Raw genomic sequence first — 23,784 nt, 5'->3', positions numbered from 1 at the left:
GCGGGCCGGTGGTGCGGGGATGGGGTCAGGCCCGGCGGAAGGCCGGGAGCCGTTGCAGCGGACGGCCCTGGGCGGCCAGGGCCAGGGCGACGACGATCTCGTCCGGCCCGGGGGCGTCGGGGATGCGCATCTCGATGCTCTGGTGGTGGGACCGGATGGTCGCGTCCATGACGTGCTTGAGGGGGATGTCGAAGGTGGTCCCCGCCGCCGCCCGCTTCTCCACCGCCGGCAGCAGGGTGAGCGCGGCCAGTGGTTCGCGCAGATGGTTCCCGAAGGCCAGGGTGTGGATCAACGCGGAGCCGTGCTCGATCTCCCCGGACGTCCCGACGATCGCCGCCTTGCCGTACGCCTCGGCCGGGGCCCCGAGCGCAGCGATGACCAGCGGGGCCAGGTGTGCGCCTATCGCCGGGGCGATCTCGTCGGCCACCGGGCCCAGATCGGCCACGTGACCTCGGCCGGCCCACGGGTTCGCGACGACCACGGCGACCACGGCGACCCGGGCCGGCGGATCCACGCTCACCCCGCCCTCTCGCAGGGTCTCCTCCACCATGGTCACGGTCTTGCGGATCAGCATCACGGCCTCCAGGCGGTGGGATCGAAGGGTGCGTCGGTGCGTCGGTCGCCGATGCGCGGATCGGGCCGGGTTCCGGTGGACACCGCGACCAGGACGACGATCTCGTCGGGGTGCGGGGCGTCCGGGACGCAGACCTGCACTCCCTGGTAGTGGGCGCGGTCGGTGGCGTGCGTGCGGTGGACCAGGGGGACGGTGAGCAGGACACCCTCCGGCCCGCGGGTCTCGGTGGACGGCAGCACCGAGGTGCCGTCCACCCTGTCCCGCACCACGTCCGAGAAGTAGGGATTGTGGATGAGCGCAGCCCCGTGTTCCAGCTCCACCCCGGTGCCCACGGCCACCGCCTTGCCCACCGCGGCGGCGGTGGCGCCCGCCGGCAGCGCGGCCAGGGCCCGATCCATCAGCAGTCGGGCCAGCGGCGGGCACCCCTGCCGCACCGGCGAGGACAGGTCGCGCACGTCGCCCCGCCCGGACCACGGGTCGGTGAGCACCGCCGCCGCCACGACCTGCTGCAGATCGGCGTCCAGCACCCGGCCGGCCTCGGTGTGCACGGCCTGCCTCATCACGTGGACCCGGCGGATCTGCAGACTCACGCATCGCTCCCGGGGCGCTCGTCGTGATCGGCGAACATGGACTCGACCAGGGCCTCCTGGCTGGCCCGGACGTGGTTGCGCATCAGGCGTTCGGCGGAGGCGCCGTCCCGGCTCTCGATGACCTCGAGCAACCGACGGTGCTCGTTCTCGCTCTCGGCGAACCGTCCGGGGGTCGACAGGGAGGTGCTGATCAGTCGCGGGTAGGCGAGCTGGTTCATCAAGGTGGTGTGGTGCGCGCGCAGTTTGGCGTTGCCCGCCCCCAGCACGATCAGGTCGTGGAACTCGGCCACCAGTTCGGTGTACGTCTCGACATCGTCCCGCTCCAGGGCCAGATCGGAGCGGGCGACGTTGTGCCGCAGCGCATCCAGCTCGGCGACCTCCCCCCGGGCGGCCAGGAACCGGGCGGCGGCACCCTCCAGCACCTCCTTGACCTGGAACAGCTCGATGATCTCGGTGCGCGTGGGGGTGCTGACGAAGGTGCCGACCCGCGGCCGGACCTCGACCAGCCCCTCGGCCTGGAGCTGCTTGAGGGCCTCGCGTACCGGCGTCCGGCTCACCCCGAAGTCCTGAGCCAGCGACACCTCCGACAGCGCGGTGCCGCTGCTCATCTCTCCGGAGATGATCCGCCGGCGGATGCCGTCCACCACGGTGGACTGCCGACTGGATCTCGACTCTTGCATGGCACAGAGCCTAGGAGTGAGGGTCGGGACCGTCAAGACAGCGCCTCAGGCATGGCACAGACCCGCCGGACGGACGACTGAATACTGCTCCAGGTGGGTGCATTTCCTCGTCACGGAGCTGTAACACGAGAAACCAGACTGAGTCTTGACATGCATCGGTGGCCGTCCCTACCGTCCTGTCTGCCATGCATGAAGACCTTCAGGTGCCCCTCCGTCGGGCGCAGACGACCTCCCGGCCCCACCTCGCCTACGTCGACGTGGGGCGGGTCGGTGACCCGCCGGTGGTGCTGCTGCACGGCGTCGGGAGCTCGGCGTCGACCTGGGCGACGCTGCTCCCGCTGCTGCCGGCCGACCGCCGGTACATCGCGGCCGACTACCGCGGGCACGGGGACTCCGAACCCGTGGGGGAGAGCTACTCCCTGCAGGACCAGGTGGACGATCACATCCGTCTGCTGGACGAACTGGGTGTCGGGGCCGCGGTCGTCATCGGCTTCTCGCTCGGCGCCGTGGTGGCCCAGGCGGTCGCGGTCGATCACCCCGAGCGCACCACGGCGCTGGTGCTCCTGAACTCCATCGGGGGTCGCGACGAGGCCCAGCGCACCCGGGCGCTGGACCGCCTGCAGGTCATCCGGACGACGGACCCGGCCGAATCGGCCCGGGCCAGCGTCGAACGGTGGTTCACCGAGGCGTTCCGCCATGACCGTCCCGACCTGGTCGCGGCGGAGTGTGCGGTGGTGGCCGGGGTCGACCACCATTCCTACGGGTCGGCCTACGAGATCCTGGCCACCACCGATCTTCTCGACCGGGCGGACGCCATCACGGTCCCCACCCTGGTGGTCACCGGCGAGGACGATGCCGGCTCGACCCCGGCGATGTCCCGCGCCCTGGCCGCCCGCATCCCCGGCGCGGACCTGGTCATCCGTCCCGGGCTCCGGCACTACCTGCACATCGAGGACGCGCCTGTCCTCGCCCGGCTCATCACCGACTTCCTGGCCGGCCACGCTCCCGTGGCCTGACCGCCGCCCCGCCACCCGCCCCGTCCCGCCCCGAGGAGATCCCCATGACGAGATCCACCTGGTCCGCCGCCATCGCGCTGACTGCCACCACGACCCTGCTGCTCAGTGCCTGCGGAGGCGCGTCCGGCACCGCGACGAGCTCGTCGGCCGCATCGGCCGCGACCTCCGCCGCCGGCGGTTCGTCCGCGAGCTCCGCCGCGACCGCGTCGGCCGCTCCGTCGGTGCCGGCCGAGGCGTTGAACATCATCGCCCCGCTCAGTGGCCAGCTCGGTGATCAGAGCTTCATGGACTCGGCCAACGACGGCCTGCAGCGTGCCGCCGCCGATCTCGGGGTGTCGGTCAAGGTCATCGAAGCCGGTGCCGACGACGCCCCGGCCTGGGAGCGCAATCTGACCGAGGCGTCCGCCACCGGGGAGAGCGGGCTCATCGTCACCGGTGGAACCGTCATGGCCTCCACCCTGGAGAAGGTCGCCGCGCAGTTCCCCGACCAGAAGTACCTGATCTTCGACAGCCCGTCCGTGGGCCCGAACACCACCGGCATCTCCTACGCCCAGAACGAGGGCGCGTTCCTCGTCGGTGTCCTGGCCGCGCTGATCACCACCAACCCGGACACGTTCCCCCGGGCCACCGGCAGCAAGAAGATCGGCCTGGTCGGCGGGATGGACATCCCGGTCATCCGGGACTTCGCTGTCGGCTACGAGCAGGGTGCCAAGTCGATCGACCCGTCCATCACGGTGGATCTGCGCTTCGTCGGCGACTTCGAGAGTGCCCAGGGTGCCTACGATCTGACCAAGGCGATGTACGGCGACGGGTCCGACGTGGTCTACCAGGTGGCCGGGGCCGCCGGGCTCGGTGTGCTGCAGGCGGGTGCGGACAACGGCCGCTACGCGCTGGGTACCGACTCCGACCAGAACCAGCTGCACCCGGAGTCCACCCCGGCCAGCGCGATCAAGGCCGTGGGCAACACCGTCTACTCCGGCATCCAGGCCTTCCAGGCCGGGACCCTGGAGATGGGCACGACGATCGTCGGCAACATCGCCAACGACGGCGTGGGTATCGCGTTCAACGACGCCCTGGTGCCGGCCGACATCCAGGCCCAGGTCGAGGCGCTGAGCCAGAAGGTGGTCGACGGCACCATCACCGTCGACACCGCTCTCTGATCCCCCGCGTTCTCCGACCCCGCGCACGGTGGCGTCCCGTCCGGGGCGCCACCGTCGATCACCACCGACACCACCGCCGAGGACCGTCGTGACCACTGCCCGCCCCGTCGCCCGCCAGGGTGACCCACCCCTGCTCGTCATGCGGGGGATCCGGAAGACCTTCGGCTCGCTGGTCGCCGTGGACGACGTGGACCTGGAGGTCCGGGCCGGGGAGATCCACGCGCTGCTCGGGGAGAACGGGGCGGGCAAGTCCACCCTGATGAACTGCCTCTTCGGGCTGACCCGCCCGGACCAGGGGGACATCCTGATCCGGGGGGAGACCGTGCACGTTACCTCTCCCCGGCGGGCCCTGGCCCTGGGCATCGGCATGGTCCACCAGCACTTCAAGCTGGTGCCCTCGCTCTCCGTCGCCGACAACGTCTTCCTGGGATCCGAACCGCACCACGGTCCGTTCCTGGACCGTCGGCACAGCCACCGGGTTGTCGGCGAACTGGCCGAACGCTACGGCCTGGACGTCCGTCCCGACGACCTGGTGCGCAGCCTGTCGGTGGGCGCCCAGCAGCGGGTGGAGATCCTCCGGGCCCTGGCCAAGGACGTGTCCGTCCTCGTGCTGGACGAACCGACCGCCGTCCTGACCCCGGCCGAGACGGAGCGCTTCTTCCAGGTCGTCCGGGGCTTCGCGGCCGACGGACTGGCCGTGGTGCTGATCAGCCACCACCTCCGCGAGGTGCGCGAGGTGGCCGACACCGTGACGGTGCTGCGCCGGGGTCGCCGGGTCGCCCACGAGCCGATCCACGCCGTGACGAACGCCGAGCTGGCCGGCCTGATCACCGGCGACGCCCCTCCGGCGGACAGCGAGGTGCCGTTCGGAACACCCGGCGACGTCCGACTGCGGGTGGAGGGCATCGAGCTGGTCAGCGGCCGCGGCAAGACGGTGGTCGACGGCGTCGACCTGACCGTGCGGGCGGGCGAGATCGTGGGCGTGCTGGGCATCGCCGGCAACGGGCAGACCGAGCTGGTGGAGGCCATCACCGGGCTGCGCACCCCGGCCGCGGGTCGCGTCCTGGTCGGTCCGGTCGACGTGACCGGGGCCGGGCCGTCGGCGGCGCGGGCGGCCGGGATGGCGCACGTCCCGGAGGACCGCATCGGGCGGGGCATGGCCGGCAACCTGTCCGTGGAGGCCAACATCACCGCCGGCCACCTGGGATCACCGGAGGTCGGCGGCCGGCTGCTGTCGGCGCCCCGCATCCGCCGGCTCGCCGCCGGGCTGATGACCGCCTTCGACGTCCGGGCCGCGTCCCCGCGCCAGTTGATGCGTCGGCTGTCCGGCGGCAACGCCCAGAAGACGGTGCTGGCCCGGGAGTTCTCGCGCGACCCGGACCTGGTGGTGTGCGCCGAGCCGACCCGCGGACTGGACATCGCCGCGGCCGCCTTCGTCCGCCGGGAACTGGTGGCCCGCCGCGACTCCGGTGGCGCCGTGCTGCTGGTCTCCAGCGAGATCGAGGAGGTCGTCGCCATCGCCGACCGGGTCCTGGTGATGTCCCGGGGCCGGATCGTCGCCGAGTTCGTCGACCGTCGGCCCACCGAGGCCGAGGTCGGCCGGGCCATGCTGGAAGGAAGCTCCTCGTGACGACGCAGATCCCCGCCCCCGACCCCACCGAGAGCTCCCCTCGGGTCGGCTGGCTGCGGGCCGGGGCCCGCCGCGTGGTGCCGCTGGGCCTGCGCCAGTCGGTGCTGGCCGTCGTCCTCGGCCTGGTCGTCTGCTTCGGGGTCATCCTGCTGGTGGCCGACGACCCGGCGACCGCGTTCTCCTCGTTCCTGACCGGGACGTTCAAGACCCGGTACGCCTTCGGCAACATGATCGCCATCGGCACGGTGCTGATCTTCACGGCGCTCGCCGCGACCGTGTCGTTCCGGGCCGGCGCCTTCAACATCGGCACCGAGGGGCAGCTGGTCCTCGGTGGCCTGGTCGCCGCCGTGGTGGTGGTGGCGGTCCCCGGCCCGGGGATCCTCGCCCAGCTCGTCGCGCTCGTCTGCGCCGCCCTCGCCGGTGCCGCGTGGGTGGCCCTGCCCGCCTGGCTGCGGATCCGCTTCGGCACCAACGAGATCCTGACCACGCTGATGTTCAACTACATCGCCGCGGATCTCGCGCTGTTCCTGGTCAACCGGTTCTTCCGGGACAAGACCTCGGGGGCGGTGGAGACGCCGCCGCTGCCCACCGACCTCTGGTTGACCCGCCTGCTCGTGCCCTCACCGGCCAACGTCGGCGTCATCCTGGCCCTGCTCGTCGCGGCGGGTGCCTGGCTGGTGTTCGACCGCACCCGCACGGGACGGCGGATGGAGATCGCCGGCGTGCAGCCGGCTTTCGCGGAGTACCTGGGCATCCGGTCCACCCGCTACCTGCTCACCTCACTGCTGAGCAGCGGCGCGCTCGCCGGTCTGGGCGGCGGGGTCGCCGTCCTCGGCATCACCCACGCCTACGTCTCGGGCTTCTCGCCGCAGTACGGCTTCCTGGGTATCACGGTGGCCCTGATCGGGCGGCTCCGGCCCGGCGGGGTCGTCCTGGCCGCCTTCCTCTACGCGATGCTCATGACGGGAGCGACCTCCATGCAGTCGGCCTCGAACGTGCCGTTCGCCCTGGTCTTCGTGCTGCAGGGCGTCCTGGTCCTGCTCGTCACCAGCCAGCGGATCGGTGGGAGGTCCTGACATGAGCGGTGTCTCCGGATTCCTGGCCATCCTGCTGACCAGTCTGGTGCCGATCCTGGCCACGGCCATGGGCGGCATGTTCGCCGAACGGGCCCGCGCGTCCAACATCGCGTTGGACGGCTGCATGCTGGTCGCCGCCCTCGCGGCCCTGGCCGTGGGCACCGCGGTCGGCAACCCGTGGGTGGGCGTGGTCGCCGGCATGGTGGCCGGTGCGTTGTGGGCGGGGGTGCTGTCCGCGGCGGTCTACGGGCTCGGCTGCGACCTCATCATCGCCGGTATCGCGGCCAACCTGTTGGCCGTCGGGGCCAGCCTGCTCGTCGTGCAGGGCGTGTTGGGGTCCACCGGCACGTACGCCCCGACCGGCACCACCCTCATCCCGCGGCCCTCGCTGGGGTTCCTGGCCGACATCCCGGTCATCGGGCCCGCCCTGCAGAACCAGAGCGCCCTGGTCTGGGTCACCGTCCTGGTCACGGTGGCAGCTTCGATCGTGCTGCAGCGCACCCGGTTCGGCCTGCACGTCAAGGCGGTCGGGGAGTCCGACGAGGCGGCCCTGGCCGTGGGTGTCAAGCCCGTGCAGATCCGGGTGGCGGCGCTGCTCATCAGCGGTGCGCTGGCCGGCATCGGCGGGGCCTACCTGTCGATCAGCTCGGTCGCCTCCTTCAACTCGCAGCTCACCGGTGGTCTGGGGTTCATCGCCTTCGCCGCGGTCGTCTTCGGGCGGGCCACCCCGTGGGGCACGATCGGCGCGTCCCTGCTGTTCGCCGCGGCCACCTCGGTGGCCGTCCGGCTGCAGGGCACCGATCTGGGTCTGCAGCAGATCGTCCATGCTCTCCCGTACGTGGCCACCGTGGTCGCGCTCGCCGTCCAGGCCGTCCGGGAGAGCCGACGTCGGCGCTACGACGTCTCGATCACCCAGTACGTCCCCGCGATCATCCCGAAGGGCTGACATGTCCGTTCCCCCCGCCCCCCAGACCAGCTCGACCGCCGCCGCGTCCGGACCCGATCGCACCCCGGTGCTGGTCGACTGCGACACCGGGATCGACGACGCGATGGCGCTGCTGTACCTGCTGGCGCACCCGGACGTCGAGGTGGTCGGGGTGACCACCGTCTTCGGCAACAACACCGCCGCGCGCTGCGCCCAGAACACCCTGCGCGTGCTGGAACTGGCCGGGCGGCACGACATCCCGGTCGCAGTGGGCGCCGAGCAGCCGCTGGTCGGCGAGGTGACCTACCTGGCCACCCACGTGCACGGCGAGGACGGGCTGGGGGACACCGGGCTCCCGGCGGACATCCACGGTCGGCCCGTCGACGCCACCGCCGTGCAGCTCATCGACCGACTGTCGGCCGAGTACGCCGGCCGCCTGCGCATCCTGGCCCTGGCGCCGCTGACCAATCTGGCCCACGCCCTGGACGAGATCCGGGACATCACCGCCCGGGTGGTGGACGTGGTGGCCATGGGCGGCGCCGCGGATGCCCCCGGGAACCAGTCACCGGCTGCGGAGGCCAACGTCATCCACGACCCGGAGGCGGCCCAGCAGGTGCTCACCGCGGCGTGGCCGACGACCCTGGTGCCGCTGGACGTCACCATGCGCGAAGTGCTGACGGACGAGCACCGGCTCACCCTGGCCGCCGGGTCGCCGGCGGCGGCGTTCGTCGCCGCGGCCGCGGACTTCTACATGGGCGCCTACGGTCGGGAGTCCTTCGGGAAGCGCAGCTCGCCCTGTCACGACGCCCTGGCCGCCGGGGTGTTGACCGGTGACGTCGTCCCGCTCTCCGCGCCGACCATCGACGTCGTCGTCGACACCACGGACGGCCCCGGCCGCGGCGCGACCATCTGCGACACCCGGGCCCGCTATCGAGGGTTCACCGATCTGGCGCCCGGCAACTGCACGGTCGTGCTGGAGACCGACGGCCGCTTCCCGGATCTGCTGGTCGACCGCCTGCTGCACCCGGCGACGCGGTCGTGACAGGGAGGTTCACCGACCGGGTGGTGGTGGTCTCCGGCGCGGCCGGGGGCATCGGACGCGCCCTGGTCGGCCGTTTCGCCCAGGAGGGAGCGCATGTGGTGGCCACCGATCGGGACGAGGCCCTGCTGGACGCCCCGGCCGTGCGTGACCACGCCGACCGGGTCCGCCCCGTGCTGGCCGATCTGACCGATCCCGTCGCGGTCGCGTCGGTGCTGTCGGCGGCGACCGCGGTGACCGGTCGGGTGGACGTCCTGGTCAACAACGCCGGGCACTTCGGCGGCTCCACCCTGCTGGACACCACCGACACCGAATGGGACTGGTACCTGGATGTCAACCTGCGGACGCAGTTCCTCATGAGTCGCGCCTTCGTCGGGGCGATGGTCGGCCAGGAAGCGGTCGCCGGCGTGCGGGGGCGCATCGTGAACACCACCTCCCAGCTGGGCATCACCGCCCCGCCGGCCGCCCTCGGCTACACCGTGGCCAAGGCCGGGGTCATCGCCCTGACCCGGTCGATCGCCGTGGACTACGCGGGTGCCGGCATCGTCGCCAACGCGGTGGCCCCGGGGCGGATCATCACCGGCGACCACCCGGGGGAGGCCGACTACCTGCGGGACGGGACCGTGGACACCGCCACCGCGTATTCGTTGCGGCGCACACCCTTTCCGCGACTGGGTGCGGTGACCGACGTCGTCGGGTCCGTGCTGTTCCTCGCCGGCGACGACTGCACGTTCGTCTCCGGCGCGGTGCTCAGCGTCGACGGCGGCTGGACGGCGTCATGAGCCCGGGAACGTTCGACCTGGCCGGACGGGTCGCGGTGATCACCGGAGCCGCGTCCGGCATCGGGGCGGCGACCGCAGTGCGCCTGGCCGCGGCCGGTGCGGCCGTCGTCGTCGGCCACCATCCGCCGGACGGCCACGACGTCTCCGCCGTGCTCGACGAGGCGGTGGCCCGGGGGGCGGACCGGGACGCGCTGCGCGTCGTGCCCGTCGACGTCCAGGACCCCGCGTCGGTGCAGGAACTCGTCGACACGGCGGCGCGGGCCTTCGGCCGCGTCGACGTGGCCGTGGCCAACGCCGCCATCGCCCGCACCGCGCCGCTGCTGCAGATGACCGAGGCGCAGTTCACCCAGACCCTGGACATCGACCTGGCCGGGGTCTGGCGGCTGTTCCGCTCGGCCCTCACCCCGATGCGGGCGCAGGGTGGCGGACGGTTGCTGGCCACCACGTCCACGGTCGGCAACCACGAGGCCTGGGTGGACCACGCGCACTACGCGGCGGCCAAGGCCGGGGTCAGTGGGCTGGTCCGCAGTCTGGCCGCCGAACTGGGACCGGACGGGATCACCGTGAACGCGGTGGCGCCCGGGATCATCCGCACCCCCCAGACCCTGGACGCGGTCAACTCGCTCGGCGCGGCCGGGATCGACCGGACCGCGGGGCAGCAGCCGGTGCGCCGAGTCGGGGAACCCGCCGACATCGCCGCGGCATTCCACTACCTGGCCAGTGACGAGGCGTCCTTCGTCACCGGCCAGGTGCTGGTGGTCGACGGCGGGCGCACCCTGGTGCGCTGACCCGCCCGGCCGCGGACACTCGGCTGGGCGGTGGGTCTCACCGGGGCCGGTTGCGTTCCAGGTTCACCGCGCTGCTGATCAGCCCGATGTGGCTGAACGCCTGCGGGAAGTTACCGAGGAACTCGTCGGTGTGCGGGTCGATCTGCTCGGGCAGCAGCCCGACGTGGTTCACCCGGGCGCACAGGCTGTCGAACAGGGCCTGGGCGCGGTCGAACTCGCCGGAACCCACGAGGTTGTCCACCCACCAGAACGAGCACAGCAGGAACGAACCCTCCTCGCCTTCCAGCCCGTCCGGCGACTCGGTGTGCAGATACCGGTAGAGCAGACCGGTGTCGGTGCCGGCCGCGAGTCGCTCGGCCACCGCCCGGGTGGTGGCCGCCATCCGGGGGTCGTCCTTGGCGACCACGCGGCGCAGCGGCAGTGCGAGCAGGCTGGAGTCCAGCGTGCCGGGCTCGTCCAGGTGTTCGTTGAAGATCCCGCTGTCCTCGTCGAACGCACGCTCCAGCAACTCGGCCCGGATCGTGTCCGACAGCTCCCGCCAGTGCGCGACGTGATCGGTCCGACCGGTCGTCTCGGCGATCCGGGACAGCCGGTCGGCGGCCACCTGGCACATGGCGACCGAGTAGGTGAACGGCCGGCCGGTGTCCCGGATCTCCCAGATGCCGTGGTCCGGCGTGCGCCAGTTCTCCTCGGCGAGCCGGCCCAGCGCCAGCAGGGCCTCCCACCGGACGTCGTCGAGCTCACCCCCGGCGCGGACGAACTGCCAGGCGCAGTCGAGGATCTCGCCGTAGACGTCGTGCTGGATCTGATCCGCGGCGCCGTTGCCCCACCGCACGGGCGGCGACCCCCGGTAGCCCTCCAGATCGGGATCCTCCGTCTCCGGCCCGAGCGGCTCACCGTCCAGGGTGTAGAGCAGGTGGGGGCGCTGGTGCCGCATGCAGTTGTCCAGCACCCATTCCAGGAATCCGTCGGCCTCGGCGCTGAGGCCGATGCGACGGAGCGCGTAGACGGTGTAGGCGGCGTCACGCACCCAGGTGAAGCGGTAGTCCCAGTTCCGCTCGCCACCGATGGCTTCGGGCAGCGAGGCGGTGGGTGCGGCGACGATGGCGCCGTTGGGAGGGAAGTCGCAGAGCTTGAGGGTGACGGCGCTGCGCCGGACGAGATCGACGTGGCGGCCGGTGAAGTCGATGCATTCCGCCCAGTCCCGCCATACCTGTGCGGTGCGGTCGAGCGCGGCCCGGGCGTCGTCGGGGGAGTGCACGTCGGTCGGCCCGTCGGCCCAGCGCAGCACCAGGGCCACCGACTCGCCGGCGGTCAGGGTGACCCGTCCGTCCAGGTCGGCCAGGCCGGGGACCTCGCGGGTCACGGTGAGCCGCACGGTGGACCCCGCCCCGGTGACGCTGACCGCCCGGTCGTCGCCGTCGGCCTGCACGCCGCCCCGTCCGCTCAGGGTCGTGCGCAGCTCGACGGCGCCGTCGGTGACCGTGGCCAGGCGGACCAGCTCGCCCACGGCCGAGGACGCGTGCTCGACGAACGCGGAGTCGACGGTGAGGGCGTCCAGGATCTCCACGGTGCCGGTGTCGGTGGTGAGGACCGTGCGGGTCACCGCGGTGTCGGTCAGGTACTCCTGGTGCAGCGAGCGGATGGCCGCGTCGTCGGCCGGCCGCAGGGTCCACTCCCCACCGCGGGTCCGGTCCAGCAACGAGGCGAACAGGGCCGGTCCGTCGAAGCGGGGGAGGCAGAGCCAACGGATGGCGCCGTCCGTCCCGACCAGTGCGGCCGTGACGCCGTCGCCGATCAGGGCGTGGTCCTCGATACGGGGATAGCCGTCGACGGTCTCGCTCGCGGGGGGCAGGGTGATCATGATCCGACCCTGCCACAGCGGACCGGGGACCTGCGGTGAACCGGATCCACCGAGGTGGCGTCGCATCACAGCGGCACGGTCGGGCGGGGCTCAGGCCACGGAGCCGGGCGATCGCCCGCGTCGACGGCGCAGGTGGGACACGGCGGGGACGGCCAGGCCGACGACGACCACCAGCACGGCAGCGACGGAGATCAGATCGATGTGGTCGCGGACGAAGGGAATCCGCCCGAGGAAGTACCCGGCCAGGGTGACGGCGGTGACCCAGAGGACGCCACCGATGGCGGAGTACAGGGTGTAGACCCGCAGGTTCATCCGCGAGACGCCGGCCATGACGGTGGCCAGGGTGCGGACGACGGGCACGAACCTGGCCAGCACCACGGCGATCCGTCCGTAGCGCGCGAAGAACGCCTCGGCCCGCTCGACGTACTCCCGCTTGAGGAAGCGCGACCGGTCGGTGAACACCGCCGGTCCGACCTTCCGACCGATCGCGTACCCGACCACGTTGCCGACGAACGCCGCGACGGCCAGGACGGCGATGAGCACGGCCACCGGAACGTGCAGCCCCTGGCCGCCGGTGCGGGCCGAGGCCGCGAGCAGCCCGGCGAGGAAGAGCAGGGTGTCGCCGGGCAGGAAGAAGCCGAGGAGCAACCCGCACTCGGCGAAGATGATCAGCGCGACACCCAGGGTGGCCCAGGAACCGAATCCGTCGATCATGGTGGCCGGGTCGAGCCAGCCGGGGAGCAGGGCGGCGCTGGTCATGGTGGGCCTCTCGGGGCATGAGTGCGGGGGCGGGACGGACGCGACGGGGCTCAGGATCCGGCGGTGGGTGCGAGCCCGTTCTGGAAGGCGAACACCACGACCTGGACACGGTCGCGGAGTTCGAGCTTGGTCAGCACGCGCCCGAGATGGGTCTTGACCGTGGTCTCGGACAGGAACAGCTGTTCGGCGATCTCCGAGTTGGACCGGCCGGTCGCCACCTGGACCAGCACCTCCCGTTCCCGCGGGGTCAGCCGATCCAGCAGCGGGGCACCGGGACCGGGGGCCCCGGGAAGGCTGGAGGCGAAGGTGTCCAGCAGACGGCGGGTGACCCGGGGTGCGATGACCGCATCACCCCGGGCGACGGTACGGATGGCGGAGATCAGTTCCGCGGGTTCGACGTCCTTGAGGAGGAACCCGCTGGCCCCTGCGTGCAGCCCGGCGAAGGCGTACTCGTCCAGGTCGAACGTGGTGAGGATGAGCACCCGGGACCTCGGTGCTCGCTCCACGACCTGCCGGGTGGCCTCGATGCCGTCCGTACCGGGCATCCGCACATCCATCAGCACGACGTCCGGATCGAGGCGGACGGCCAGCTCCACGGCCTGACCGCCGTTGTCGGCCTCCCCGATGACGGTGATGTCGGGCGTCGACCCGAGGACCAGGCGGAAGCCCATCCGGATCAGCGGCTGGTCGTCGGCCAGCACGACCGTCGTCACGCCGCGGGTCCGTGCGTGCGGGCGAGGGTCGCCGTGACCTGCCAGCCGCCGCCCGGGCCAGGGCCGGCCTGGGCCGAGCCGCCGAACAGGGCGGCCCGCTCGCCGATCCCCAGGATGCCGTGGCCGGTGCCCCGGCCCCGGTGGCCGGTGTCCGGTCCGTCGTCGGTGATCCGGACCCGGAGCGCCGGGTCGTCGTACTCCAGACCCACCTCCGCGCGGCTCGCCCCGGCGTGTTTGACGGTGTTGGTCAGCGCCTCCTGCACGATCCGGTACAGGGCGGTCTGGGCGGTCGGGGTGACGTCGAAACGTCTGCCGTGCACGGTCATGTCGACCGTCAGACCGGTGGACCGGACCGTGTCGAGCAGGGTGTCGAGCGTGGCGATGGTCGGCGCCGGTTGCCGGGTGGCCGCGGACTCGTCGTCGCGCAGGACCCCGAGCACCCGCCGGGTGTCGGCGAGGGCGTCCCGGCCGGTGCGCGACACCTGCGCCATGGCGGCCCGGGCATCCTCGGCGCGGTCGGTCATCCGGGCGCCGTCGGCCAGCGTGATCATCACCGACAGGCTGTGGGCCACGATGTCGTGCATCTCGCGCGCGATCCGCGCGCGTTCGCCCGCCGCGGCGATGGCGGCCTGCTGATCGCGCTCCCGCTCCAACCGTTCCGCGCGCTCCTGCAGCACGGCGTAACCCCGCTGCCGGCTCTGCACCGTCGTGCCCAGGAGCAGCGCGGCGACCACGACGCCGGACAGCTGCACGAAGGTGCGGACCGGGCCGTCCTCGTGACCCCAGGTGAGGGTGGCCAGGACGACCCCGATCTCGAGAACGGACGCGGCCAGCAGGGCCCGGCCCCGACGACGGTGCGCCGCCACGGTGTAGAGCGCGATCAGCAGGGCGAGGTCGGCGGCGAGCTCGATCCCGGTGAGCCACTGCACGAACGCGATCGCGGCCAGGATCCCGAACACCACCAGGGGCGCCCGCCGGCGGAACACCACGGGCAGCCACAGGGCGACGTGCAGCGCCAGGGCCGTCCCGCCGCCGTTGCGTCCGACGGCGTCCGGCAGGGTGCCCAGGGCGAGCAGCAGGGCCAGGGCCGCATCCGCGGCCAGCGGATACCGGTTGGCCCGGCCGACCAGTGCCGCGGCCAGGCCGGCGCCGTCCTGGACCCGGGAGCGCCACCATCGCGGCCGCCCGACCGCTGCGGCATCGCGACCTCCGGTCCCCGGCATGAGGCGAGCCTGCCAGGAGCGGGCGGACGGGAGCGTGTGACGCAGGCTCGTCGGAGCGGTCATCCGGGAGCACCCGTCCACATCCGACCTGGCCGGTGGTCGAGCAGGGTGGCCGAACCACCCCGGAGCAGGACGGGGTGACGCCGCCCGAGAGTGCGCACGGTGAGGCAGGCCAGCAGCCAACCGGCACCGGTCAGCCAGCCACCGGCGACGTCGGTCGGCCAGTGGACACCCAGGTACAGCCGGCTGGCGCCAATGGCCAGCACCGCCGCCGCGACCAGGGCCCACCCGGCAGCACGTCGCCCGGCGGAGGAGAGCCGGGGGAGGAACACGATGGCGAGGACCCCGAGCACGGCGACCGACGCCAGCGCATGCCCGGACGGGAACGACTGATTGGTCTCGGTCACCAGGCGGAAGCCCTCCGGTGGCCGGACCCGACCGACGATCGGCTTGGACACGGTCACCAGCAGGCCCGCTCCGGCGGTGACCACGGCGACCAGAACGGCATCCCCGCGGCGCCCCGCCCGCAACCACAGCCACACCGCGGCCAGTGCGGCCAGGACGGCCATCACCCCGGTGCTGCCCACCTCTGTCGCCACCTTCGCCAGGACGGTCGTCAGGCCGGTGCGGTGGGTGACGAACCAGGACCAGACGGGCCGGTCGACCGCGGTCAACCCGTCACCCTCGGCGGCGGCATCGGCCAACCACCCGATGAGCAGCGCGATCAGCAGCAGGGTCGACCCGCGCACCACCAGGAACTCGCGCAGACCGCGATCGGCCCCCCGGGCCCGGAGCCGGGCCACCGCACCCACCACGAGAAGAGCCACGCCGACCAGCAGGTAGGGCATCCAGGTGACGCCGATCGCCGCGTCGGCCGGGGTGGCCGGGGCGTCCTGGGCCAGCACGGCCGGGAGCAGGGCGGGGACGCGCGACATGCTGACCTCGGGGTTCGGACTCGGCTGGACGGGGGTGCGATCAGGCACTCCGGCGGACAGGGTCGACGCTAGGAGGCCGACCGGGTCGCGCGCGTCCACCCACGGGCTCGTCCGATGGGCAGGCAGTGGCACCGGAGGTCGACCCCGGGTCCTTCTCGAGGATGACAGGCGGGCCACGGTCGTGCCCGGGCGCGGCGGGGTGGCCCGCGCGTAGCGTCCTGGGGATGACGCACGACGCCGATCTCAGCCCCGCCCTGCAACAACTCCTGGACTCGGTGCCGGAGTCGGGCCCGATCACCACCGACACCGTGCGGTACGCCGAGGGGGACACCGAGCTGGAGGGTTTCCTCGCCGCGCCGGCCGGGTCCGGTGGGACGCTCCCCGCCGTGCTCGTCCTGCACGACTGGTTCGGCGTCGTCGACCACGTCAAGGTGCGGGCCCGGATGCTCGCCCGACTGGGGTACGTCGCGCTCGCCGGCGACCTGTACGGCGCCGATGTCCGGCCCGCGAGCAACGAGGAAGCGGCCGGTCTCGCCGGGCGGTACTACGGGGACGTGGAGCTGTTCCGGGCCCGGGTGCTGGCCAACCTCGACGCGCTGCGTGCCGACCCCCGGGTCGACCCGGACCGCGTCGTGGTCATGGGGTACTGCTTCGGCGGGTCGGCCGCCCTCGAGGTGGCCCGCGCCGGTGCCGATGTCCGCGGGGTGGTGGCCTTCCACGGCAACCTCGGCACGGGCGCCCCGGCCGTCCCCGGCAGCATCACCGCATCCGTGCTCGTGCTCACCGGGGCCGCCGATCCGGTGGTGCCCGACACGGCCGTGGCCACGTTCCAGGACGAGATGCGCCACGCCGGGGTCGAGGACTGGCAGGTCGTCACCTACAGCGGGGCGATGCACGCGTTCGCCGTGCCGGACACCGATGCCCCCGGGATGGGCGCGGCCTTCCAGGAGAGGGCGAACCGCCGCTCCTGGCGGGCGATGGAGGACTTCCTGGCCGAGGTGTCGGCCTGACCCTCCCGGCCCGCCACGCGCTCGGGATCGGCGCCGCCCGGTCCCCGTCACACCATCGCCCGTTCGGGGGCCGGGCCGGGTAGCCTGACGTCGCTGATCCGCCAGCCGACCCGGGGTCGATGTCGCCGCGTAGCCGCCGCATCGTCGTGCCGGGCACGCATTCAGGTTCCACCCCGCCGACGGGGCTCCCATGCACACCGATCCCGCCTCCCACCCCTTCCTCCCCGACCGCATCCGGTCCTGCGCCGCGCGACCCACCGTCCGTCGGACGGGTCCGCACCGGTCGACGGACCCCGAGCCGGGTGACCCGACCGGGGTGGGTCGATCGGGCCGCCGCGAGGTCGGGGCCTCGGCCGGTGTCATCGCGGCCGCGTGCGCGGCCGCCGTCGAGGCCCTCCGCGACCGGCTCGCCGCCCGGCTCCGCGAGTCCGCCCTGCGGGAACTCGGCCGCGCGGTGGCCGACGTCCTCGACGATCCCGCCCTGTGCTGGGAGGTCGTCGCACCCGGCCACCGGGACACCGACCCGACCGACGGGCTGGAGCTGGACGGCCGTGGCCGGCTCGAGTGCCTGGTGCCCGATGTCGGCCGCCGGGACCCGGGTCTCCGTCCGGGCTACCGGGTGGTGACCAGCGACGAGATCGATCTCGCGCCGGGGCGGCGTGCCGCGCTCGACGCCTGGCTCGACCGCGAGACGGCCGCGCGGAACGAGCAGGAGACCCGGGCGGGCCGGCCGTGGCCGCGGCCGTGACGGTGGGGATCGAGGCCCACGCCGGCCCGCCACTCGGGCCGAGCCGGGGCGCACCCGCCGGCCGGGCGTGCGTCGAGTCGGGACGGGACGTGATCGCGGCGGGCGAGCCGTCGGGGGCCGGCACGGTCCTGGCCCGTGCGTTCGGTGTCGTGGCCGGTTCCCTCGACGCCGGTGCCGGCACCACATCGACCCTGCACACCGTGCTGCGGCTCGCGGTGGAGATGGTGCCCGGGGCATCGTGCGCCCAGGTCGTCCTGGCCGCCGACGGTCGGACCGTGCACGCCCCGCACGGTCGGTCGCTACCGGCCCAGGGGCTGCCCGGTCCCGTGCCGGACGGCGGGAGCTGTCCGTCGGGGACGGGCCGCTGCCGTCTGGATCTCGCCCTGACCTCCGGGGGTCGGGAGGTCGGGTCGTTGACCCTGTGGTGCCGCCATCCGCCGTCGGGCCACGAGCACGACCGGCGGGTCGGTGAGATCCTCGCCGCCCACGCCGCGGTCGCCCTGCGCCATGCCCTGCGGTACGAGGAACTGGCCGCCGCCCTGGACCGGGCGGACGTGATCGGGCGGGCCAAGGGCATCCTCATGGCCCGTCACGGGCTGGATTCGCAGCAGGCGTTCGACGCACTCCGCACCCGGTCGACGGCCCACGGGCACGATCTGCAGGTGTGCGCGGCGGAGGTGGTCGGTCGGGAGTGACCTCCGGGGCTCGTCAGCCGGCCGGCACCGACGTGGTGACGGTCAGCGCATCCGCCGCCTCGGACAGCTGGTGCTCGACGGTGATCCCGGCCAGCTCACCGGTGGATGCGACATGCGTTCCGCCACAGGGCAGGTCGACCTCGATGCCGTCCAGGGTTCCGCACCACCGGCGGCGCGCGGACAGGGTGCCGTCGCCCGCCTCGACGTGGGTCGCGGTGTCCTGGGCGAGCCAGCGGTCGAGCGTGGCCGCCTGCGCGGCCGCGACCGCGGCCAACTCGTCGGTCAACCGGGTCCCGTCGAACCCCTTCTTGCGCAGCGACTTCCCCAGTCGGTACACGTCCACGGCCCGACGGGGGGACAGGGTCGAGGAGGTGATCGCGAGTCGGTCGAACGCCGGGTGGCCCAGCGGGTCGGTGGCGACGGATCTGCTCCACAACGGGGCCAGCGCCGCGTCGAGGGCCAACGCGCCGAGGTGGCAGGCGGAGTGGGCGAGGGACAACGACCGGCGCCACTCGGCATCCACGATCACCTCGACACGCTCGCCCAGGGTCAGCGACGCACCCGGGTCGACCAGGTGCACGACCACCTCGTCGCCGGGGACCCGGCCGGCCGAGACGTCCACGGTGAGCAGGCCGTCGTGCAGGACGCCCTGTCGGACGTCGAGGAGGGCGTGGGTCCGTGCCGCCGAGAGCAGCTCGCCCCGGTCGGCCGGCTGGTCGGGCCAGGTGGGGGACACCGGGTGGGCCGCGGTGGCGTCCAGCACCACACCCAGCACGCCCCCGCCGTCGCGCCCGGTGAACCGGGCCAGGCCGACGACCGTTCCCGGACCGTGGGTCCCGCCCGTCGGGTAGGACACCCGGGTGGCCGTGGCGGAGGGGTGCAGGACGGTGTCGGTGACCGGGTGGCTCATGCCGTGACCTTCCTGGACGGGTGGGGGAGCAGGGCGCGGATCTGCGGGCGGATGTCGTCGAGCACGTCCGACACCGAGCTGTCGACCGCGGGCGCGGACGCCATGGCCAGCAGCATGACCGCCGAGACGACATGGGCCAGGACGCCTGCGGTGTCCGGCCCGATGGCGGGATCGTCGGCCAGGACGTCGGCGATCGCCTGTTCGGTCCGCCCGGCCAGTGCGCGGGCCTCCCGGTGGTGGGGCTCGTCGGGATCGCCGAACACCATCTCCCGGAGGTACGTCCGCCCGTTGCTCGGCCGGCTGCGGTTGCACGCCACGACCTCGGCGACGATCGCCATGACCGCGGTCAGGGCGTCGGGGGCGCCTTCCGCGGCGGCCCGACCCCGGTCCAGGGCGGCGGCGTAGGTCGCGTTCTGCACGAGCAGGAGCAGCTCGCCCTTGTTGCGCGCGTACAGGAAGAGCGTTCCCGTCCCGATGTCCGCCCGCTCGGCGATCTCCTGGGTGGTGACCTCGTCGATGCTCCGCTCGGCGAACAGCTCACCGGCCGCGGCCACGATCCGGCCGAGCTTGTCCTGCTTGTTCCGCTCGCGGCGGCCCACGGACCCGGTCATCCTCCGGCCACCTCCTGGAATAGAATCTGAGTGCGGGCAGTTCTGAGGGTAGTCAGTATTTGCCGACCCGTCCGGGCAGCCGTCGGCCGCCCGATCCACCCGCACAGGAGCCTGCCATGCCCGCACTGCACGACGCCGTCGTCCTGGTCACCGGAGCCAACGGAGGCATCGGGACCCATTTCGTCCACGACGCGCTCGCCCGGGGCGCCGCCAAGGTCTACGCAGCCGCCCGCCGCCCGCTGACCTGGGACGACCCCCGGATCGTCCCGCTCACCCTCGACGTCACCGACCCCGCGTCGATCGAGGCGGCCGTGCAGGCCGCACCGGACGTCACCGTCCTGGTCAACAACGCCGGCGCCTCGGTGACGAGCCCCGGGATCCTGAGCCATACCGACGCCGAGATCCGGACGAACGTCGAGACCAACTTCCTCGGTCCGCTGTTCGTGGCCCGCGCCTTCGCGCCGGTGCTGGCCGGCCGGCCCGGCGCCACCGTCATCGACATCCACTCGGCGCTGAGCTGGTACGCCGTGGCCGGCATCTACAGCGCCACCAAGGCCGCTCTGTGGTCGGTCACCAACTCCCTGCGCCTCGAGCTCGCCCCGGTCGGGGTGCACGTCGTCGGCGTGCACGTCGGCTACGTCGACACCGCGATGGCCGCACACGCGACCGACCCGAAGCTCGACCCGGCCGAACTCGTCCGGATCGTCCACGACGCCGTCGAGGCCGGCGAGTACGAGGTGCTCGCCGACGAGACGTCCGTGCGGGCGAAGGCCGGTCTGAGCGCGCCGCTCACCGTCGTCTACCCGCAGCTGCCCGTCCCCACCGCCGGCCGCTGAGCCCGGCCCCGAGCACCCAGGAGCATCGCATCATGAAGGCATTCGTCGTCACCCGGTACGGGCAACCGCTGAACGAGGTCGAGGTCCCCGAACCCACGGTGGGGGAGCACGACGTCCTCGTCGAGGTACGGGCGGCCGGGTTGAACCAGCTCGACGAGAAGATCCGGACGGGTGAGTTCAAGCAGATCCTCCCCTACCCGCTGCCGTCGCCCCTCGGCCACGACGTCGCCGGCACCGTGGTGCGCGTGGGCGCCGGAGTCCGGAGGTTCGCTCCGGGCGACGACGTCCACGGCCGGCCCCGGGACGGTCGCATCGGGACCTTCGCCGGCCGGATCGCCGTCGCCGAGGACGATCTCGCCCCCGTGCCGGCGTCGATGACGATGGCCGAGGCGGGTTCGCTGCCGCTGGTGGCGCTGACCGCCTGGCAGGCCCTGGTCGAGCGGGGCCGGCTCCGACCGGGCCAGCGGGTGTTGATCCACGCCGGTGCCGGTGGGGTGGGTGCCCTGGCCATCCAGCTGGCGAAGCACCTCGGGGCCACCGTCGCCACCACCGCGAGCGCGGCCAACGCCGAGTTCGTCCGGGGCCTGGGCGCCGATGTCGTCATCGACTACCGCGCGCAGGATTTCACCGAGCTCGTCGAGGGCTACGACCTCGTCCTGGACAGCCAGGGCGGCGAGATCCTGACCCGGTCGCTGTCGGTCCTCCGGCCGGGCGGGAAGGTGATCGGCATCGCCGGCCCGCCCGATCCCGCCTTCGCCCGCGCGCGGGGCCTCAACCCGGTCCTGCGCCTGGCGATCACCGCGTTGAGCGGCAAGGTCCGACGCCGCGCCCGCAAGCTCGGCGTCGGCTACGAGTTCCTCTTCATGCACGCCGACGGCGACCAGCTCCGGCAGATCGACGGTCTGGTCGAGCAGGGCGTCCTGCATGCCACGGTGGGTCGGGTGGTCGCTTTCCCGGAGATCCCGCAGGCGCTGCGGACGCTCGGGAAGGACGGGGTGCGCGGCAGGACGGTGGCCACCCGCTGAGTCCGGCCCCGGGCGCCGGGACCGTCAGCCGCCGGCGGTCCGGTCGGCCGGATCCGTCGGCGTCCAGGTGGTCAGCAACTCCTCGTCGGCGGGCCCGGTGCGGTCGGGAGGCGCGCGTCGGAAGATCGGAGCGGGGGTCGGCACCGTCCGGCCGACCACCCGCACCCGCTCCTCCAGGGCGGCGCGGACCCGGCCGAACGTCACCGAGGCCGCGATCATCGCCAGGCCGCAGAGCAGGGCGATCAGCGCGGCGATGCCGCCGAGGGCGAACGGGGCGAGCAGGACGGTCAGCGCGGTGACCAGGGGGAGGACGACACCCGCCCCGAGCACCCACCCCAGCGCCGTCCGCACCCGGGCGGCGGACAGGAACAGCCGGCGGGACCCGGCCGGGAGCCGGGTGATCACCCGGACCCCGCCGAGCGCGCCGATCAGCGCCGCCCCGGCCAGGAGGACCGCGGAGAACATCACCGCGTCGGCCGACCGGAAGCGGTTCGCCGGGTCGGGCACGGTGGCCACCAGGAACAGCGCGGCGACCAGCAGCGCGGCGCTGGTCAGCAGCAACCACCGGTGCAGGGACCGGCGGAAGCGGCGGGAGGCCGGTGCGGGGGCCGGTCGGGGCCGCCCGGCGCCCGGGGCGCCGACGTACCCGGGGAGGAAGCTCAGCGCCCGGGTCCACATCAGCCAGGGGCCGAACAGGGCGGCCAGGACGACCAGCGGGACCCCCACGACGGCGGCGGGTGGATGCAGGGGCGTCAGCAGGACGGGCACGGCCAGTGCACTGCCGATCAGGGGCCAGCGCAGGGTCGTCGCCGCCAGCTGCCGGGTCACCACCGATTCCAGCCGGGTCCGGGGCCGCAGGGCCACCCCCGCCGCGGCCACCCCGAGCACGCCGGCCGCGCCGGCCACCAGCAGCCACCCCCGGGTCCCGCCGTCGCGCACCGCCCAGCACGCGGCCGCCACCCCACCGGCGATCAGGACGAGGGCGGTGGTGAACGCGCGGATGCGGGTGAACGCGCTGACCACCGGGCGGGCGTCCGGGATGACCTCGGCGAAGGTGCGCATCGGGTGCAGGGGGACGGTGAGGAGCAGGAACAGACCCAGCAGCAGCGCGCCGAGAGATCCGCCCAGCAGCATCAGGTCGGCGGACCGCCGGCCGATCAGCCCCACGACCCCGAGGGCCACGAGAGCACCACAGCCGAGGCCGCCCACCACGAACGGCACCGAGAGCAGGGTGCGGCGGGCCACGGGTCGCAGGGTCGGCCCGCGCAGCGACCTCGCCGCAGCGGCGGTGCGGACCAGGGCCAGGGTCGGCAGCACGATCAGGCCCAGGCTCACCGGCAGCCACCGCCACTCCTCGGGCAGCCAGGAGCCGAACAGCAGCACCGTCGTGAGCAGCACCGCCAGGGCGAACCGACGGTGCAGACCCAGGGACAGCCACCGGGCCGCGTCGGGATCGCCGGCGGCGACCATGGTCGACACCAGGGCCGAGTCGTCGACCGCCGGCCCGCGTCGGCGGTGCACCACCACCAGCGGCGGAAGGGTGTCGGCGACCGTCCGGGCGTCGAACAGGGCGTCGACGACCTCGCGCCGCAGTTCGGCCCGCGCCGCCGGGTCGGCGGTGACCCGGGCGGTCAGCCGGGCCAGGGCCCAGCGACTGCCGGCCCGGTCGAGGCCGGCCATCAACGGGACGGCCGTCGGGTGGTCCGGCTGCGTCGCCAGCACGCTGCCGATCGCACCGACCGCCCGCTCCCGGTCGTCGGTGGCCAGATACCCGAGGGCCAGCGCCAGCATGGCCTCGGCCTCGTCCGGGTCCTGGACCACGGCGATCTTGGCCACCCCCAGCGCGGCCAGCGGGCGGGCGGCGGCGCGCAGCGACTGGGCCAGCCCTACCAGCGTGGCCGTCGTCCCGCCGCTGCTGTGCACGGCGTCCTGCGCCACGGGGACCGATTCCACGGCCCGGCCGGTCGACCGCAGCACCGCGGCCAGCAGACGCAGGCCCCACTCGTCGTCCGGTTCGTGCGCGAGTGCCGCCCGCACGGTGGTCTCCGCGGCCGGCAGGTCACCCAGATCCAGCTGGGCGCGGGCGGCCCAGCGCAGGGCGTTCGCGTCGTCGGGGTGCTGCGCGAGGTGGGCGCCGATCTCCTTCAGGGCCTCCGCCGGGTGCCCCACCTCGAGGTGGGCCTGCCAGCGCCGCG

Annotated in this window: 24 protein-coding genes; 13 read left to right on the top strand and 11 right to left on the bottom strand. The window is 73.4% G+C overall.

The features are described from left to right. Positions 1-25: 25 nt before the first annotated feature. Genes J2S58_RS04635 through J2S58_RS04625 form a run of 3 tightly spaced genes read right to left on the bottom strand, consistent with a single transcriptional unit; the run spans position 26 to position 1,844 of the window. Positions 26-574 (bottom strand): amino acid synthesis family protein, encoded by a 549-nt coding sequence (locus tag J2S58_RS04635; protein ID WP_205257482.1) that lies wholly within the window; start codon positions 572-574, stop codon positions 26-28. Next, positions 574-1,164: an amino acid synthesis family protein gene (locus J2S58_RS04630; protein ID WP_205257481.1), complete on the bottom strand. Its 591-nt coding sequence runs from the start codon at positions 1,162-1,164 to the stop codon at positions 574-576. The genes J2S58_RS04635 and J2S58_RS04630 overlap by 1 nt, the downstream gene beginning before the upstream one ends. After that, positions 1,161-1,844 (bottom strand): GntR family transcriptional regulator, encoded by a 684-nt coding sequence (locus J2S58_RS04625; protein ID WP_205257480.1) that lies wholly within the window; start codon positions 1,842-1,844, stop codon positions 1,161-1,163. The genes J2S58_RS04630 and J2S58_RS04625 overlap by 4 nt, the downstream gene beginning before the upstream one ends. Positions 1,845-2,029: 185 nt before the next feature. Here J2S58_RS04625 and J2S58_RS04620 point away from each other — a divergent pair, with 185 nt between their 5' ends. From J2S58_RS04620 to J2S58_RS04585, 8 genes are all read left to right on the top strand, one after another. After that, the gene (locus J2S58_RS04620; protein WP_205257479.1) at positions 2,030-2,860 is read left to right on the top strand and encodes an alpha/beta fold hydrolase; all 831 of its coding nucleotides are present in this window, start codon (positions 2,030-2,032) and stop codon (positions 2,858-2,860) included. 44 nt (positions 2,861-2,904) lie between these two features. Then, positions 2,905-4,020 carry a BMP family lipoprotein gene (locus J2S58_RS04615; protein WP_205257478.1) on the top strand — a complete coding sequence of 372 codons (1,116 nt, stop codon included), beginning with the start codon at positions 2,905-2,907 and terminating at the stop codon, positions 4,018-4,020. A gap of 88 nt (positions 4,021-4,108) precedes the next feature. Beyond that, positions 4,109-5,650: an ABC transporter ATP-binding protein gene (locus J2S58_RS04610; RefSeq protein ID WP_205257477.1), complete on the top strand. Its 1,542-nt coding sequence runs from the start codon at positions 4,109-4,111 to the stop codon at positions 5,648-5,650. Then, the gene (locus tag J2S58_RS04605; protein ID WP_205257476.1) at positions 5,647-6,726 is read left to right on the top strand and encodes an ABC transporter permease; all 1,080 of its coding nucleotides are present in this window, start codon (positions 5,647-5,649) and stop codon (positions 6,724-6,726) included. Before J2S58_RS04610 ends, J2S58_RS04605 begins: the two co-directional genes overlap by 4 nt. 1 nt (position 6,727) lies before the next feature. Further along, positions 6,728-7,672 carry an ABC transporter permease gene (locus J2S58_RS04600; protein WP_205257475.1) on the top strand — a complete coding sequence of 315 codons (945 nt, stop codon included), beginning with the start codon at positions 6,728-6,730 and terminating at the stop codon, positions 7,670-7,672. Position 7,673: 1 nt separating this feature from the next. Next, a complete protein-coding gene (locus tag J2S58_RS04595) occupies positions 7,674-8,693 on the top strand; it encodes a nucleoside hydrolase (RefSeq protein ID WP_205257474.1) in 1,020 nt (339 codons plus the stop codon). After that, positions 8,690-9,472, top strand: a complete 783-nt coding sequence (locus tag J2S58_RS04590) for an SDR family NAD(P)-dependent oxidoreductase (RefSeq protein ID WP_205257473.1) — start codon at positions 8,690-8,692, stop codon at positions 9,470-9,472. The genes J2S58_RS04595 and J2S58_RS04590 overlap by 4 nt, the downstream gene beginning before the upstream one ends. Before the next feature lie 17 nt (positions 9,473-9,489). After that, positions 9,490-10,260 carry an SDR family NAD(P)-dependent oxidoreductase gene (locus J2S58_RS04585; protein WP_344470275.1) on the top strand — a complete coding sequence of 257 codons (771 nt, stop codon included), beginning with the start codon at positions 9,490-9,492 and terminating at the stop codon, positions 10,258-10,260. A gap of 37 nt (positions 10,261-10,297) precedes the next feature. On the opposite strand, the gene J2S58_RS04580 is transcribed toward J2S58_RS04585, so the two are convergent. The 5 genes from J2S58_RS04580 to J2S58_RS04560 form a co-directional block, all read right to left on the bottom strand. Further along, on the bottom strand, positions 10,298-12,124 hold the full coding sequence (locus J2S58_RS04580) for a glycoside hydrolase family 15 protein (protein ID WP_205257471.1): 1,827 nt from the start codon (positions 12,122-12,124) through the stop codon (positions 10,298-10,300). A gap of 90 nt (positions 12,125-12,214) precedes the next feature. Beyond that, on the bottom strand, positions 12,215-12,883 hold the full coding sequence (locus J2S58_RS04575) for a DedA family protein (RefSeq protein WP_205257470.1): 669 nt from the start codon (positions 12,881-12,883) through the stop codon (positions 12,215-12,217). Between the two features lie 50 nt (positions 12,884-12,933). Then, positions 12,934-13,596, bottom strand: a complete 663-nt coding sequence (locus J2S58_RS04570) for a response regulator (RefSeq protein ID WP_205257469.1) — start codon at positions 13,594-13,596, stop codon at positions 12,934-12,936. Further along, positions 13,593-14,882, bottom strand: a complete 1,290-nt coding sequence (locus tag J2S58_RS04565) for a sensor histidine kinase (RefSeq protein ID WP_205257468.1) — start codon at positions 14,880-14,882, stop codon at positions 13,593-13,595. Before J2S58_RS04565 ends, J2S58_RS04570 begins: the two co-directional genes overlap by 4 nt. Continuing rightward, positions 14,879-15,754, bottom strand: a complete 876-nt coding sequence (locus J2S58_RS04560) for a phosphatase PAP2 family protein (RefSeq protein WP_205257467.1) — start codon at positions 15,752-15,754, stop codon at positions 14,879-14,881. Before J2S58_RS04560 ends, J2S58_RS04565 begins: the two co-directional genes overlap by 4 nt. A gap of 224 nt (positions 15,755-15,978) precedes the next feature. Between J2S58_RS04560 and J2S58_RS04555 the strand changes: the two genes are divergently transcribed. The 3 genes from J2S58_RS04555 (at position 15,979) to J2S58_RS04545 (ending at position 18,207) form a co-directional block, all read left to right on the top strand. Further along, a complete protein-coding gene (locus J2S58_RS04555; RefSeq protein WP_205257466.1) occupies positions 15,979-16,764 on the top strand; it encodes a dienelactone hydrolase family protein in 786 nt (261 codons plus the stop codon). 190 nt (positions 16,765-16,954) lie between these two features. Next, positions 16,955-17,512, top strand: a complete 558-nt coding sequence (locus J2S58_RS04550; RefSeq protein ID WP_205257465.1) for a hypothetical protein — start codon at positions 16,955-16,957, stop codon at positions 17,510-17,512. A gap of 89 nt (positions 17,513-17,601) precedes the next feature. Then, on the top strand, positions 17,602-18,207 hold the full coding sequence (locus J2S58_RS04545) for an ANTAR domain-containing protein (protein WP_205257464.1): 606 nt from the start codon (positions 17,602-17,604) through the stop codon (positions 18,205-18,207). A 13-nt stretch (positions 18,208-18,220) separates the two neighbouring features. On the opposite strand, the gene J2S58_RS04540 is transcribed toward J2S58_RS04545, so the two are convergent. Both J2S58_RS04540 and J2S58_RS04535 read right to left on the bottom strand, forming a co-directional pair. Further along, entirely contained in the window at positions 18,221-19,117 is an 897-nt protein-coding gene (locus tag J2S58_RS04540; RefSeq protein WP_205257463.1) for an alanyl-tRNA editing protein, read from the bottom strand. After that, positions 19,114-19,728, bottom strand: a complete 615-nt coding sequence (locus tag J2S58_RS04535; RefSeq protein WP_205257462.1) for a TetR/AcrR family transcriptional regulator — start codon at positions 19,726-19,728, stop codon at positions 19,114-19,116. The genes J2S58_RS04540 and J2S58_RS04535 overlap by 4 nt, the downstream gene beginning before the upstream one ends. Before the next feature lie 116 nt (positions 19,729-19,844). Between J2S58_RS04535 and J2S58_RS04530 the strand changes: the two genes are divergently transcribed. Both J2S58_RS04530 and J2S58_RS04525 read left to right on the top strand, forming a co-directional pair. Continuing rightward, on the top strand, positions 19,845-20,564 hold the full coding sequence (locus J2S58_RS04530; protein ID WP_205257461.1) for an SDR family oxidoreductase: 720 nt from the start codon (positions 19,845-19,847) through the stop codon (positions 20,562-20,564). Between the two features lie 32 nt (positions 20,565-20,596). Beyond that, positions 20,597-21,589, top strand: a complete 993-nt coding sequence (locus J2S58_RS04525) for an NADP-dependent oxidoreductase (protein ID WP_205257460.1) — start codon at positions 20,597-20,599, stop codon at positions 21,587-21,589. A gap of 24 nt (positions 21,590-21,613) precedes the next feature. Here J2S58_RS04525 and J2S58_RS04520 read toward each other — a convergent pair whose 3' ends face one another. Further along, the gene (locus J2S58_RS04520; protein ID WP_205257459.1) at positions 21,614-23,758 is read right to left on the bottom strand and encodes a tetratricopeptide repeat protein; all 2,145 of its coding nucleotides are present in this window, start codon (positions 23,756-23,758) and stop codon (positions 21,614-21,616) included. Between the last annotated feature and the right edge of the window lie 26 nt (positions 23,759-23,784).

This window comes from Nakamurella flavida (assembly GCF_030811475.1).
Classification (GTDB): domain Bacteria; phylum Actinomycetota; class Actinomycetes; order Mycobacteriales; family Nakamurellaceae; genus Nakamurella; species Nakamurella flavida.
Note: the sequence above shows the minus strand (reverse complement) of the source record. Positions and strands in the feature narration are given on the sequence as shown.